The organism is Salinicoccus sp. HZC-1, assembly GCF_046736035.1.
Lineage (GTDB): Bacteria > Bacillota > Bacilli > Staphylococcales > Salinicoccaceae > Salinicoccus.
Genome location: NZ_CP177130.1, coordinates 2,336,687 through 2,349,849, shown reverse-complemented (window position 1 = coordinate 2,349,849; position 13,163 = coordinate 2,336,687). Strand labels below are relative to the sequence as shown.

The window sequence follows — 13,163 nt, the reverse complement described above, 5'->3', positions numbered from 1 at the left end:
CGGGATTTTCCCGGTCTCAATCGGTTGATACATCAAATATTTCTCTTATCAATCCTGCTAAATATTCTTCGGTATTCTCCATCACTTCGTGAGCCTCATTGTTATCATTAACCAGCGAGTAGGTTTTCGTAAAATGCTCTGATAAATCTTCGGTGATCTGCCCGGATATCAGGAAACAGGGTTTTTCATGCCTGTCTGCAATCTCTGCAACAATTGAGGGTGCTTTGCCGTCCATTGTCTGGATATCGCTTTTTCCTTCTCCTGTGATGACCAGGTCGGCGTCTTTAATTTCTTCTTCAAGCCGGATCATTTCAGCGATCAGCGGGCCGCCTTTTTCCATTATTGCTCCAAAGTGCATCAGCATCCATCCAAGGCCGCCGGCTGCACCGGCACCGGGCGTTTTACTGTAATCAGTCCCAAATACCTGAGTTACTTTGTGATGCAAATGGATAAGCAAGTCTTCAAATTCATCAATCCGATCTGCTTCGATGCCTTTTTGCGGGCCGAACACAGCTGTGGCACCGAAAGGGCCGAATAATGGATTGGTAACATCTGACGCAACCGTCATGTTTATATCATCTAAAACGAACAGGCTGTCAGTGAGCAGCGCATCGATATCTGTAATGTCATTATTCATTACAGACACCGGTTGCCCGGAAGCATCTTTAGCCATGCCCCCAAGCCCCATGAACATACCGAACCCACCGTCATTAGTGGCAGAGCCGCCCAGTCCCAGAATGATATTTTCAGCGCCCCGGTCCACTGCATGGAGAATGAGTTCTCCAACCCCGTAGGATGTCCGGTCGCAAGGAGAAGAGTCTGTCACAAGATGAAGACCGCATGCCTCTGCTGTTTCAATGATGGCAGTATTTTCAAGCATATAATACTTGGCGGAAACTGTATCGCCTTCCGGGCCGGTCACATTCGACTCGATTTTTTTGTAACCTTCATTATTGAAGCAGTGAAGCAGGCCGTCTCCGCCATCACTCATTGGTTTGGCTACAGCGGTGTGCCCGATCTCTTTGAGTGTCCTGACCATAATGTCCGCAACTTCTTTTTGGTTTAACGTGCCTTTATACGAATCTGGAGCGAGTACTATTTTCATACTTTAAACCTCTGGTTGGATACTTTTGACATTGCACTGCAAGTTGTCGGTTTATCCGATATGTGTTTCAAACAAACACCCCTTAAATTTTTCTGAAGCCTCTTTCGTATTGTTCCGGTATGAATAACCTGTCTTTAGGGTTCTGCTCACGGTTTGCATTCATCACCCAGTAAGGATCGCGGAGCAGCCCGCGGCCAATCGCGGCCAGATCTGCATCGCCGGAAGCGATGACGTGTTCCGCCACATTCACATCTTCAAGCAATCCTACAGCAATGACTGGAATCCTGGCTTCTTCTTTAATACGTCTTGCATAAGGGACCAGATAGCCGGGATAATTTCCCGGGAAACGTTCCTTGGACGGCGTACCTTCGCCGCCTGCAGAAACATCGATCATATCGACACCGGCCTCTTTGTATCGTTTGGAGAGCTCAATGCCGTGATCCAGCCCGTAACCGCCTTCGGCAAATTCTACTGCAGAAATTCTCAGGATAAGCGGCATATCATCGGGCATGACGGACTTCACCGATTCAATGACCCTGCAGCCAAAGAGGCTCAGATCCTGTCCATATTCATCGTCTCTTTTATTTGTAAGCGGGGACTGGAACTGATGGATCAGATAGCCATGTGCACCATGGATTTCAATCGTATCAAATCCCGCTTCAACGGCGCGTACTGCACCCCACTTATACGCATCGACCATTTCATCCACTTCATCAGTAGTGAGCGCATGCGGCGTTTTGAATTCATCATTAAAAGCAATCGCAGAACTGGATACAGGTTCTTCTGCATCCTGGGCCTTTCTGCCCGCATGGCCAAGCTGGATGCCGATTTTCGCTCCTTGTCTGTGGCAGGCGTCTACTACCCTTTTATAATGAGGAACATGGCCGTCGGACCAGATACCCAGACAATGATCGGTAATTCTTCCCCGTTCTTCAACATTCGTCATTTCCACCATGATCAGGCCGGTGCCGCCAACGGCACGGGATGTATAGTGTGTGAAATGCCATTCGTTCGGAATGCCGTCTTCGGCACTGTACTGGCACATTGGGGCCATAACCACTCTGTTGCGAAGTTCTAAATTCTTAATCCTGTAAGGTTCAAATAGTGTAGACATCAAAAATTCCTCCTTTAACGTTATTTTTATTGTTACGGAAAGTTTGAGAAACATCAAAGATAAAGCCTCGATATAATAGAAAAACCCCTTCAAATTTGAAGGGGTCATAGATTTATTTTCCGTTTTCTTTAAATGCGATGATTCTTTCTTCGATGGCATCCCTTACACTCTCGAATACGGCATGTACTTCTTCGTCCGTGCCGGTGGCTTTTGCCGGGTCTTCAAATCCCCAGTGCATGCGGTTGACATGCGGGGGTGTCATGGGACAGTTATCGTCCGCATCCCCGCAGAGTGTAATGACATAATCCGATCTGTTGAGCAGCGCGTTGTCAATCTTGCTTGATTCCTGGCCGGAAATATCTATTCCGGCCTCTTCCATGATCGATACCGCTTTTGGGTTCATGCCGTGCGCTTCTATCCCGGCAGAGTAGACGTCGTATTGCCCGTCGAGATATTTGTGGCCGAAGCCTTCGGCAATCTGGCTTCTGCAGGAGTTTCCTGTGCATAGAAAATAAATGATTGGTTTTGACATATTGAGTCTCCTTTAGTTATGAAATGATGAGGAGCCATGCAAACAATCCGAATAATGTAATGAACAGGACCGGTATTGTGAGTATGATTCCTATTTTGAAATAATATCCCCAAGAGATATGGACGCCTTTTTTCTTAAGTACATGCAGCCAGAGCAGTGTGGCGAGGGAACCGATCGGTGTGATTTTCGGACCCAGATCCGAACCGATCACGTTGGCGTAGATCAGTCCTTCTTTGACCAGTCCGGTTGCGCCGGACTCCGCAATGGCAAGGGCATCGATCATGACTGTCGGCATATTGTTCATCACAGAAGATAATATTGCGGCAGTAAAGCCCATCACCATCGTTCCGATGAATAACCCCTGGTCGGCTGCAAATCCGATGAAGTTTCCTAAAATGTTTGTCAGACCGGCATTTTGAAGGCCGTATACAACTACATACATACCGAGTGAGAAGAATACGATATCCCATGGTGCCCCTTTTATCACCTGGCGGATGGGTACAGCGTCGCTGTTTCTGGCCATGATGATAAAGAACAGGGCAATGATGCCCGCAATGATCGATACCGGTATTTCAAGCGGTTCACTGAGGAAATATCCGATAAGCAGGAACGCCAGTACAACCCAGGACCAATTGAACATCTTAAGATCACGGATCGCCTCGCGCGGTGCTCTAAGTTCTTTAACGTCATAGTCAGCCGGCAGATCTTTTCTGAAGAAGATATAGAGGACGATGATACTTGCAAGGATGGAAAACAGGTTGGGAACGATCATCCTTGAAGCATATTCTATAAATCCGATTCCGAAGAAATCTGCGGAAACGATATTGACCAGGTTGCTTACGATAAACGGCAGCGACGCAGTATCAGCGATAAATCCGCTGGCCATGATGAAGGGCATGACCATTTTTTCTGTGAAATTCAGATTCCTGACCATCGCAAGAACGATTGGCGTCAGGATCAGTGCCGCACCATCGTTGGCAAACAGTGCAGCAACAACAGCACCGAGGAGAATGATATAGACAAACAGCTTCAATCCATTCCCGCGGGCAATCCGGGCCATATGTAATGCGGACCATTCGAAGAACCCGATTTCATCCAATACGAGTGAAATGAGGATGACTGCGACGAAAGTAAGCGTTGCATTCCATACGATTCCCCAGACGGTCGCCACATCTCCAAAACTGACGACACCGAAAATCAGCGCGATGAGGGCACCTGCACAGGCTGACCATCCGATACCCAGGCCTTTTGGCTGTCTGATTACGAGGAACAAAGTGGCAAGAAATATAATTATGGCAATTACGGCAGTGGAACTTTCCATTAACAACAGGACTCTCCTTCACATGCAGAAAGCAGCTGGTCTACTTGTGCATCAATTTCCGGTATGGCTGAAATGAGTGACGGGATCATATCGAAATATTTACTTTCCTCATCCAGTGAAAGAAAGGTCCAGTATCCGTCTCTCCTCGCCTTGACCAATCCAATATCACGAAGTTTTTTTAGGTGCTGGCTCACTGCGGGCTGGCTCATGCCAAAGCATTCAGTGAAGTCGCAGACGCAGCATTCCTTTTTATTCATCATGGCGACCATTGAAAGCCTGGACGGGTCTCCGAGAATTTTAAAAAGGTCTGCAGTATCTGATATATTCAGTTTGATTTTTTCCATTCTGCATTCTCCAATCTATATAAGAAAAATCTTATGTAACAGCATTTATTATATAAGTGATCACTTATGCAGTCAATGATTGGTTTCGATTAATTAACAGGAGAATATCGACTGGTATAATTTATAGAAAATTTTGATAAAATTGTATGAAAGCGTTTCTATTCCAGGGTTGATTTGCTATAATTTTAGATAATTAGAGAAGGGGAGGACTATCAATGAAACTCAGTAAGTATGTAGCAATGATTCTTGGACTCAGTCTGTTTTTAACGGCATGCGGAAGTGACGGCGGTGATGAAGCGACCGGAGATGAGGGGGCTGCTGAAGATGCAGAAGAGTCGGAATCATCGGAAGGCGGATCTGCGGGCCTTGAAACGAACATCGTAACGATTGCCACCGGCGGGTCTTCCGGACCGTATAATATCATCGCTACCACTTTGGCGGATGGATACAGCAGCGAGTTTGATGTAAACTCGAGGACTGAAACAACAGGGGCATCTGCTGAAAACCTGAATCTGATGCAGCAGGAAAGTGTTGAAATGGCGTTTGTAATGAGTGATGCGTTAGTACAGGCGGTCAACGGTGAAGAGACATTCAGCGAACCGATCGAGAATGTACAGCAGGTTGCGGCATTGTATCCTAACTTTGTCCAGCTGATTACAACTGAAGGTTCAGGAATCGAAGGTGTGGAAGATCTGGCAGGGAAACGTGTTGCTGTCGGGGACCAGAACTCCGGTGTTGAAATTGCTACACGCTCAGTACTGGAAGCGCATGAACTTACTTATGACGATATGGAAGTAGATTATCTGGGTTATGCAGAAGCAGCTGAAGCGATGAGAGGCGGACAGCTGGATGCAGCGTTCCTTACAAGCGGACTGCCTAACGCTTCTGTTATGGAGTTGCAAAACTCCGTTGATCTGAAGATTGTTCCTATCGAAGCGGATGCAGTGGAAAACATGGGAGAAGATTACTTTGAAGCAATGGAAATACCGGCGGATACTTATGGAAATGAAGAGGCTGTTCAAACGGCCGCTATCATGAATGCATTGGTCGTCAGAGAGGACCTCAGCGAAGATGATGTTTATAAATTGACCAAGTATTTATTTGAAAACACGGACAGTCTTACGAATGCCCACCAGGCAGCATCTGATATCAGTATAGAGAATTCGATGGAAAGTATGGTTATAGACGTTCATCCGGGTGCCCAGCGCTATTATGATGAACAATAAGATTAAGTGGATGTTTTCGGGGAGCATTATAGCAGTGCTCCTCTTTATATTCATTCTGCCGAGGCCGGTTCTGATATTGGCTGCTGAAGGGTATGATGATTACTACCTCGAGGCGGAGACATTTGAACTGCATTGGGTCCATTCAATAGAAAAAGAAGAATGGTATGAAATTTATGAAGTACAAGATAACAGCCTGCTTCTGACAAAAACATACTTTAAGACCTTCGGTGCCGGTGTACCGCACAAATCAGAAGAGCCGCCGGAACTTACCGAAGACGGGTATGTTGGATTTACTATAAATGATACATATCCGGATATTTATATGAACGTCTCTGAAAATGTAAAGACCAGGATTATACAGGATGGCAAGGTTCACAGTCTTTACAAAATTTTCGAAACGAATACTGCTGTTGAAATCAAAGTGGAAAACAGATCACTATATACACGATTAATAGGGGGTTAACATGGAAAAAGAGCCTAAAGTTGCTCCAGACACTCAGGAAGTTTTGGAGAAATACGATAAGGATGCGATGACTAGACAGTTTGATAAAAAATCGGTGATATGGATTGTAGCCATCATCTCTGTGCTTTATTCATTATTTCATGTCTATATGGTATTTAATCCGATGCCGGCCCTGCAGCAGCGTGCCATCCACGTTGCAATCGGACTTGTACTTGTTTACATGCTGTATCCGATGTTTAAAAAGCAGGACAGGACAAGACTGCCTGTACTCGACTGGATACTGACCGGGCTGAGTCTGATGACCGCTGTCTACATAATGGTGGAATATCAGGCGATTGTCACCGAGCGCGGCGGAATCCCGAATACGCTCGATATCATTGTGGGAATTATGACAGTACTGCTTATCCTGGAAGCGGCAAGAAGGGTTACGGGAATCATATTACCGATATTGGCATTGGTGTTTCTTGCATATCCATTCATCAGTCATATGGATTTTTTGCCTACCATGATGCTGACGCGTCCTTATAGTCCTGGTGATATATTCGGGCAATTATATCTGAGTACGGAAGGTTTATATTCTACAGCCATCGGCGCCTCTGTGAATTTTATATTCTTATTCATCCTTTTTGGTGCATTTTTACAGAAGTCGGGGATGGGACAGTTTTTCAACGACCTTGCTATGGCTTTGGCGGGTGCCAATAAAGGGGGACCCGCTAAAGTGGCGGTTGTATCAAGTGGTTTCATGGGAAGTATCAACGGTGCTGCTGTGGCCAACGTTGTCAGTACCGGCGCATTTACAATTCCTTTGATGAAGAAAGTGGGATACAACAAAAACTTTGCCGGTGCAGTCGAAGCGAGTGCTTCAGTCGGCGGTCAGATTTTACCGCCGATTATGGGAGCAAGTGCATTCATCATGGCGGAGACTACAGGAATCAATTACGGTGTCATAGCACTTGCGGCATTATTCCCGGCAATATTGTATTATTTCGCTGTAATTATGCAGGTTCATTACCGGGCAGGAAAACGTAATCTGCAGGGGATACCCAAAGCCGATTTGCCGAGGGTAAAGGAAGTTATGGTGGAAAGAGGACATTTGCTCATCCCGATTGTTGGTCTGATTGTTATGCTTTTCCTCAATTTCCCGATTCCAAGAGCTGCAGTGTTCACACTATTCCTGACGGTTATTGTGGCAATGCTGAGAAAAACAACACGCATGTCTCCCAGAGATGTGTTTGATGCCCTGGCGAATGGCGCGCAGCAGGCGTTGTCAGTCATGATTGCCTGTGCGGTTGTGGGTATTATTATCGGCGTCGTTTCATTGACGAGTTTCGGGGCAATAATGACATCCGCAATTGCGAGTCTTGGTGCGGGATCACTCTTCCTGACACTGTTCTTCACAATGATTGCTTCGATGGTTCTTGGCATGGGACTGCCATCCATTCCGGCATATATCATCACAGCGACTATGGCGGCACCGGCGCTTGCTGAGTTCGGAATTCCGGTTCTTCTTGCACATATGTTCGTTTTCTATTTTGGTATTTTCGCGAATGTAACACCACCGGTAGCCCTGGCTGCTTTTGCAGGGGCGGGTATATCCGGAGGCAATCCAATGACGACCGGATTCCAGGCGCTCAAATTATCGATCGCGGGATTCCTCATACCATATCTTTTCATCTACGAGCCGGCACTATTGATGGTTGATACTGAAGGTCTTATGTCGAATGCAAGGGAGTACCCATTAGCCAACTTTGTCGATGTAGGAATAGTTGTAGTTACTTCACTTATAGCGCTTACAGGGCTCGCCGCTGCTTTGGAAGGATTCTTCAAAGAACATATAAATATATTATTCCGTATCATTCTCGCTGTTGCAGCAATGCTGTCAATCGTTCCGGAAACGTATACAGACATTATAGGTGTGAGTATCGTGATTTTAATACTGGGTATGAACTACTTGAAGTGGAAGCGGACTGAACAGTTTGCCTAAAGTTCAATAGAGAATATTTCAAATCAATACACCCCTGTTTTATAAGGGGGCCGAAATGCAAGTTTAGACACAGATGAAATAGGTTAAATGACTATTATATTCTGTGAATAATAATTAGTTGGAGGAATCATAAATGAATTCAAATATTTACGGTAATACACCACCGATGCTCGGCGGAAAAAACTTAACGGGTACGACGGATTACGATACGGATATTTTGGTTTACGGTGTACCTTGGGAAGGCGCATGTACGTGGGGTGACTACACAGGCAGTGAACTCGGTCCGAAACAGATCAGGCTGTCGTCAGCAAGATACAGTACATACCTGCCGGAGTTGGATCATATCAATGTAGAGGATCACATGTCCTTCGGCGATGTAGGGGATGTGAGTGTCATTCCTCATGATGTACCGGGAACGATGGAACGCATAGAAGCGTTTACGGAAGACTTATGGAAGTCGGGTAAATTCCTTGTCGGCCTCGGCGGTGACCATGGAATCACTTATCCGGTGGTCAAGGCTCTGACCAATACCGGCAAGAAAGTCGGCATTATCCATCTGGATTCACACTACGACAACATGCCGCATCATGAAGGGGATGAATTCGCCCGCAGTACGCCGTTTATGCGTCTGTATGAGACTGAAGGCGTCAGAAATGAAAGTCTCATCCATACAGGCATAAAAGGCCCGAGAAACAAACCCGAGACAGGGAAGTATGCAAAAGAGAATGGCGCTGTTACATTAACGATCAATGATATTAAAGAAGCGAAAGACTTAAGAGCATATGCAAATGAAATTTATGATATGGCCTCTAAAGATGTTGATGTCGTATATCTTACAATTTGCAGCGATGTACTGGATTTCGCATTTAACCCCGGCGGACCGGTGGATGGCAACGGACTCACTTCACATGAGCTGGTAACAATGATTTACGAATTTGGCAAAAGAGGAGTGTGCGGCATGGACTTCGTCGAAGTCTATCCGCAGCAGGATGCCAACCAGAACTCAGCTCATTTTGTCTCCACAGCAGTGCTATATGTGCTGGCCGGACACGTTCATGGCGGTCATCATAAATAATTTCAGGGAGGGGTAATCCCCTCCTGTTTTTTAAATATAAGGGGTGAGGGATTTATGCTTGCTAAAATCAAAGAGAAAATAAAGATTTTTGGTCCGGGTGCGATTGTCACCGCTTCCTTTATCGGACCGGGGACTGTTACGACAGCAACCCGCGCAGGTGCAGGGTTCGGATTTGCGCTTTTATGGGCAATCATTTTTTCAATTTTTGCCACGATTGTGCTGCAGGAGATGGTTGCAAGAATTGGTATAGTAACAAAGCAGGGTCTGGGAGAGAACATACGCGATCTATTTGATAATGTCATCTTAAAATTTGCGGCAGTCTGGCTTGTCATGATTGCCGTCTGTGTAGGCTGTGCGGCATATATCAGCGGTGATTTGCTGGGTACGTCACTCGGTGTAGCATACTTATTTGATATACCTGAAAATTATGTGGCACCGGTAATCGGTGTAATCATTCTGTTGCTCGGCCTCAGCGGAAGCTATAAAATCATTGAAAAAGTGATGATTGTATTAATCGTATTGATGAGTTTTACTTTCATAACAACAATGTTTGTTGCCGGCCCGGATCTGGGGGAGGTTTTAAAAGGGGCATTCATCCCCGGGATCCCTGAAGGGTCCATCCTTATGATCATCGCTTTAATCGGCACGACGGTCGTTCCCTATAACTTCTTTATACATGCATCTACAGTAAGTGAGAAGTGGGACAGTATTGAAGGATTGAAGGAATCCCGCTGGGATACAATTATTACTATTACAGTCGGCGGTATTATTACAGGAGCGATTTTGATTACTGCCGGCGCCCTGATCCAGGGACAGGAAGTTACAAGCATAGTCGAGCTGGCAGCGCCGCTCGAACCCTTGATGGGGAACTTGGCACCATTCTTCATCAGCATTGGATTGTTTGCCGCAGGTTTATCTTCAGCGATTGCCTCACCTATGGGTGCGGCTGTAACGGTGAGCAGCTTTATGAGATGGGAAGGCGGCTTTGACAGTACAAAGTATAAAATTGTATTCAGTGTTGTCATTGGTCTTGGTATCGTAACATCAGCCCTTGGTTTTGAACCTCTGGAAGTTTTACTGTTTGCACAGGCGCTTAACGGACTGATTCTGCCGGTTATCGCCATCATCATCATGGTTGTCATCAACAAAAAGAACGTCATGGGCAAGCATATCAATCCAATCTGGCTGAATATTGTCGGCTGGGCAGTGGCAGCTGTAGTCTCGTTCCTTGGTATTTACAGTCTGATAGATGCACTCAGTACATTTGCGTAAGCTGATATATTTTAAAACTTTAGTGTTTTCACTTATAATTTATATAAGTGTTCATGGAAAGGGTGGCAGCAAGTATGAAAGTACAGACCAGATGGCAGGGTGGAATGGCGTTCAATTCCGTAGGAGACAGTTCGGGCTACGATGTCACAATGGACGCATCAAGTGATGTCGGAGGCAATGACGGCGGGCCGAGGCCGATGGAAATGGTGCTTCATGGTGTAGCAGGCTGCATGGGAATTGACCTTTGTGTCATCATGCGCCGTGAAATGGATAAGATTGAATCCATTGAAATAGATATTGATGGGGATAGAAGGGATACTGACCCGAAAAGTTTCACAAGTCTCGATTTGACAGTGAAGATTAAAGGGAACGTAACACCTAAAGTCGCACAGCGGGCAGTCGATTTATCCGCTGAAAAGTACTGTTCCGCCATCAATTCATTAAATGCCGCAGTCGTTACACATCTTGAATTGAATGGAGAAATCCAATAAAAAACAAGCGCATCCAGATTAAAATTCTGGGTGCGCTTGTTTTACGTTAATCGGTTTCTTCATCCAGGGTGTAGAATTTTGTATCTGAAAGATTCTTATTATGCAGTATGATTTCTGTAACCCGGTCATCCTGGTTGTAATTCATCATTACATAGTAACCATTATCCGGGTCGGAGTCATAAAACATACGGAATTCCGATGTTTCATCTTCTGTCGGCCATCCATAATGCTCCACAGCATCCTGCTTATAGAAGTCTTCCGGGAAAATAAAGATGCCATCAACCCTCAATTCGCCCGGATCATCCACACTTTCACGAGACTCGGGAAAGTTGAATCCTATATGATCATAATGATAATACACGCCGTCAATGATATTATCCTGGCCGGAAGGCTCACCAAGTATTTCAGTCATGTACGCATAACTTGACCGGATTGAGATCGTTCTGTACTCATAGGCGCCATTGAAGAAATTGGAGACGAACCCATCACCTGTAATATTTATCGGGTTTACTTCAGGCGGGGCATTTTCCTCGTTTGGGGGTTCTCCAGCGGATTCTTCTTTAGCCGTATCCTCTTCTGAACTTTTTTCATCTGCAAGATCAGGAGAGATTCCAAAACAAGCGGTAAAAAACAACGGTACTGATATTAAAGTGAGGAAAAACTTCATGGTATCCAACCCCCTTGCTTTATTTATTCTTTTTTGCTTTTTTTGGACGTGGTTTCTTATGCACTTCCGGTTTTTTAGGCTTACTGAAATATGCTTCAGTTCTCTCCCGTAATTTACGGGGCATCATTACATAAATGTAATCACTTGAGTGCATCTGAGTATCACCGTTTGGCGTGATGAGTTCATCATTACGTATAATCGCAATGACGAGTACGTTTGTAGGCAGGTCCAGATCTTTGATCCTTACGCTGCTATGCGCAGAATTTTTTGGTAATTCGATGCCATATATATCATTCTCCGTCTGTCCGAGAGCGAGTAATTCCACCGTATAGGAAGGAATGGTTTCTTCACCTTCATCGAATCCCAGCCATCTCGCGACAGGAGTGATCGTACTGCCCTGAAGCAGGGCGGAGAACAATACGATATAGAAGACGACATTGAAAACCAGATAGGCATGTTCAATATCATGGACAAGCGGATATGTGGCTAATACAATTGGTACCGAACCTCTGAGTCCTGCCCAGGAAAGGAACACTTTCTCTTTAAAGTCGAATTTACTGAAAATGAGTGTGAGGAAAACACCAGCCGGTCTCGCGATGAACATCAGTATCAATGCCATTATAATGCCTTCCAGCGAATAAATGAAAAATTCTTCCGGAAATGCGAGAAGTCCAAGCATCATGAACATGACGATTTGCATCATCCATGCAAGGCCTTCATTGAAGCGCAAAATGGAATTTTTGTATGTCAGGCCCTTATTACCCATGAATACCGCCATAACGTAAACGGCAAGTAATCCACTGGCGCCGCTAAGATCTGTAATGCCAAATGCGAACATTGCGAAACCGAGGGATAAGACTGGATATAGACCGGAAGCTTCCAGGTTGATTTTATTAATTGTAAATGTGGCAAGCTTACCAATCATGATGCCGGCGAGCAGACCGAGTCCCATCTGCCAGAAGAATGTGGCAATTAAGGATATTGCAGTTTCCTGACCCGGCATTTCAATTATAGAAATGATGGTCACTGTCAAAAATACAGCCATGGGGTCGTTGGTTCCGGATTCCGTCTCCAATGTGGAGGATAATTTCTCTTTGATATTTTTATTGCCAAAAACTGCGAATACCGCAGCAGCATCGGTCGACCCGACGATTGCACCGAGCAGTAAAGCGGTTATAAAATCTAAATCGAGTATAAAATATGCGAATACACCCAGAATCAAACTGGTGAGCAGCACACCGATTGTTGCCAGAAGCAGTGCAGGTGTGGCAACCTTTTTAATTGTTATTATATTCGTCTGGAGACCACCCTCGAAAAGTATGACAACCAGGGCCAGTATACCGATCGTCTGGGTGAGTTCCACATTATCGTAGTAAATTATTCGGTTCAGCAATAGACCGATTATAATAAACAGAACCAGGGAAGGCACTCCGAGTCTGGAGGAAAACCGCGTCATGACTACCCCGATTACGAGCAAAATCGCGATTAGCAGTATAGGCGAATCCTGGAAAAATGACATCTAAGACCTCCTTTATCTATTTATATATAATTATAATTGACTGATTTAAA

The 13,163-nt window shown here is 45.2% G+C and carries 13 protein-coding genes; 6 read left to right on the top strand and 7 right to left on the bottom strand.

Features of this window, described 5'->3' with window-relative positions; translation table 11 throughout:
- Nucleotides 1–16: 16 nt before the first annotated feature.
- The 5 genes from ACKRAT_RS12295 to ACKRAT_RS12275 all read right to left on the bottom strand — a co-directional run bounded on the left by ACKRAT_RS12295 (nt 17) and on the right by ACKRAT_RS12275 (nt 4,416).
- Nucleotides 17–1,105 carry a glycerate kinase gene (locus ACKRAT_RS12295; protein WP_411842671.1) on the bottom strand — a complete coding sequence of 363 codons (1,089 nt, stop codon included), beginning with the start codon at nt 1,103–1,105 and terminating at the stop codon, nt 17–19.
- An 82-nt stretch (nt 1,106–1,187) separates the two neighbouring features.
- Nucleotides 1,188–2,219, bottom strand: coding sequence for an NADH:flavin oxidoreductase/NADH oxidase (locus ACKRAT_RS12290; RefSeq protein WP_411842670.1), 1,032 nt, complete (start codon nt 2,217–2,219; stop codon nt 1,188–1,190).
- 112 nt (nt 2,220–2,331) lie between these two features.
- The gene (arsC, locus tag ACKRAT_RS12285) at nt 2,332–2,751 is read right to left on the bottom strand and encodes an arsenate reductase (thioredoxin) (RefSeq protein ID WP_411842669.1); all 420 of its coding nucleotides are present in this window, start codon (nt 2,749–2,751) and stop codon (nt 2,332–2,334) included.
- 16 nt (nt 2,752–2,767) lie between these two features.
- Nucleotides 2,768–4,072 carry an arsenic transporter gene (locus ACKRAT_RS12280; RefSeq protein ID WP_046790998.1) on the bottom strand — a complete coding sequence of 435 codons (1,305 nt, stop codon included), beginning with the start codon at nt 4,070–4,072 and terminating at the stop codon, nt 2,768–2,770.
- On the bottom strand, nt 4,072–4,416 hold the full coding sequence (locus ACKRAT_RS12275; RefSeq protein WP_411842668.1) for an ArsR/SmtB family transcription factor: 345 nt from the start codon (nt 4,414–4,416) through the stop codon (nt 4,072–4,074). The genes ACKRAT_RS12280 and ACKRAT_RS12275 overlap by 1 nt, the downstream gene beginning before the upstream one ends.
- Nucleotides 4,417–4,631: 215 nt before the next feature.
- Here ACKRAT_RS12275 and ACKRAT_RS12270 point away from each other — a divergent pair, with 215 nt between their 5' ends.
- The 6 genes from ACKRAT_RS12270 (at nt 4,632) to ACKRAT_RS12245 (ending at nt 10,927) form a co-directional block, all read left to right on the top strand.
- Nucleotides 4,632–5,642: a TAXI family TRAP transporter solute-binding subunit gene (locus ACKRAT_RS12270; RefSeq protein ID WP_411842667.1), complete on the top strand. Its 1,011-nt coding sequence runs from the start codon at nt 4,632–4,634 to the stop codon at nt 5,640–5,642.
- Entirely contained in the window at nt 5,629–6,105 is a 477-nt protein-coding gene (locus ACKRAT_RS12265; protein WP_411842666.1) for a DUF1850 domain-containing protein, read from the top strand. Before ACKRAT_RS12270 ends, ACKRAT_RS12265 begins: the two co-directional genes overlap by 14 nt.
- A 1-nt stretch (nt 6,106) precedes the next feature.
- A complete protein-coding gene (locus tag ACKRAT_RS12260) occupies nt 6,107–8,089 on the top strand; it encodes a TRAP transporter permease (RefSeq protein ID WP_411842665.1) in 1,983 nt (660 codons plus the stop codon).
- 133 nt (nt 8,090–8,222) lie between these two features.
- The gene (locus tag ACKRAT_RS12255) at nt 8,223–9,164 is read left to right on the top strand and encodes an agmatinase family protein (RefSeq protein ID WP_411842664.1); all 942 of its coding nucleotides are present in this window, start codon (nt 8,223–8,225) and stop codon (nt 9,162–9,164) included.
- 54 nt (nt 9,165–9,218) lie between these two features.
- Nucleotides 9,219–10,436: an Nramp family divalent metal transporter gene (locus ACKRAT_RS12250; protein ID WP_411842663.1), complete on the top strand. Its 1,218-nt coding sequence runs from the start codon at nt 9,219–9,221 to the stop codon at nt 10,434–10,436.
- Between the two features lie 74 nt (nt 10,437–10,510).
- Complete coding sequence (locus ACKRAT_RS12245; protein ID WP_411842662.1) at nt 10,511–10,927, top strand: OsmC family protein; 417 nt, start codon at nt 10,511–10,513, stop codon at nt 10,925–10,927.
- Nucleotides 10,928–10,973: 46 nt separating this feature from the next.
- Here the strand turns inward: ACKRAT_RS12245 and ACKRAT_RS12240 are convergent, their stop codons facing one another.
- On the bottom strand, nt 10,974–11,594 hold the full coding sequence (locus tag ACKRAT_RS12240) for a hypothetical protein (RefSeq protein ID WP_411842661.1): 621 nt from the start codon (nt 11,592–11,594) through the stop codon (nt 10,974–10,976).
- 19 nt (nt 11,595–11,613) lie between these two features.
- The gene (locus tag ACKRAT_RS12235) at nt 11,614–13,113 is read right to left on the bottom strand and encodes a potassium/proton antiporter (RefSeq protein ID WP_411842660.1); all 1,500 of its coding nucleotides are present in this window, start codon (nt 13,111–13,113) and stop codon (nt 11,614–11,616) included.
- Nucleotides 13,114–13,163 lie beyond the last annotated feature (50 nt).

Excerpts from the sequence above, each read along its gene's own strand:
- ACKRAT_RS12280 (WP_046790998.1), bottom strand. The coding sequence starts at position 4,072 with ATGGAAAGTTCCACTGCCGTAATTGCCATAATTATATTTCTTGCCACT.
- ACKRAT_RS12290 (WP_411842670.1), bottom strand. The coding sequence starts at position 2,219 with ATGTCTACACTATTTGAACCTTACAGGATTAAGAATTTAGAACTTCGC.
- ACKRAT_RS12260 (WP_411842665.1), top strand. The coding sequence starts at position 6,107 with ATGGAAAAAGAGCCTAAAGTTGCTCCAGACACTCAGGAAGTTTTGGAG.
- ACKRAT_RS12265 (WP_411842666.1), top strand. The coding sequence starts at position 5,629 with ATGATGAACAATAAGATTAAGTGGATGTTTTCGGGGAGCATTATAGCA.
- arsC (WP_411842669.1), bottom strand. The coding sequence starts at position 2,751 with ATGTCAAAACCAATCATTTATTTTCTATGCACAGGAAACTCCTGCAGA.
- ACKRAT_RS12275 (WP_411842668.1), bottom strand. The coding sequence starts at position 4,416 with ATGGAAAAAATCAAACTGAATATATCAGATACTGCAGACCTTTTTAAA.
- ACKRAT_RS12250 (WP_411842663.1), top strand. The coding sequence starts at position 9,219 with ATGCTTGCTAAAATCAAAGAGAAAATAAAGATTTTTGGTCCGGGTGCG.
- ACKRAT_RS12235 (WP_411842660.1), bottom strand. The coding sequence starts at position 13,113 with ATGTCATTTTTCCAGGATTCGCCTATACTGCTAATCGCGATTTTGCTC.
- ACKRAT_RS12245 (WP_411842662.1), top strand. The coding sequence starts at position 10,511 with ATGAAAGTACAGACCAGATGGCAGGGTGGAATGGCGTTCAATTCCGTA.
- ACKRAT_RS12270 (WP_411842667.1), top strand. The coding sequence starts at position 4,632 with ATGAAACTCAGTAAGTATGTAGCAATGATTCTTGGACTCAGTCTGTTT.
- ACKRAT_RS12255 (WP_411842664.1), top strand. The coding sequence starts at position 8,223 with ATGAATTCAAATATTTACGGTAATACACCACCGATGCTCGGCGGAAAA.
- ACKRAT_RS12295 (WP_411842671.1), bottom strand. The coding sequence starts at position 1,105 with ATGAAAATAGTACTCGCTCCAGATTCGTATAAAGGCACGTTAAACCAA.
- ACKRAT_RS12240 (WP_411842661.1), bottom strand. The coding sequence starts at position 11,594 with ATGAAGTTTTTCCTCACTTTAATATCAGTACCGTTGTTTTTTACCGCT.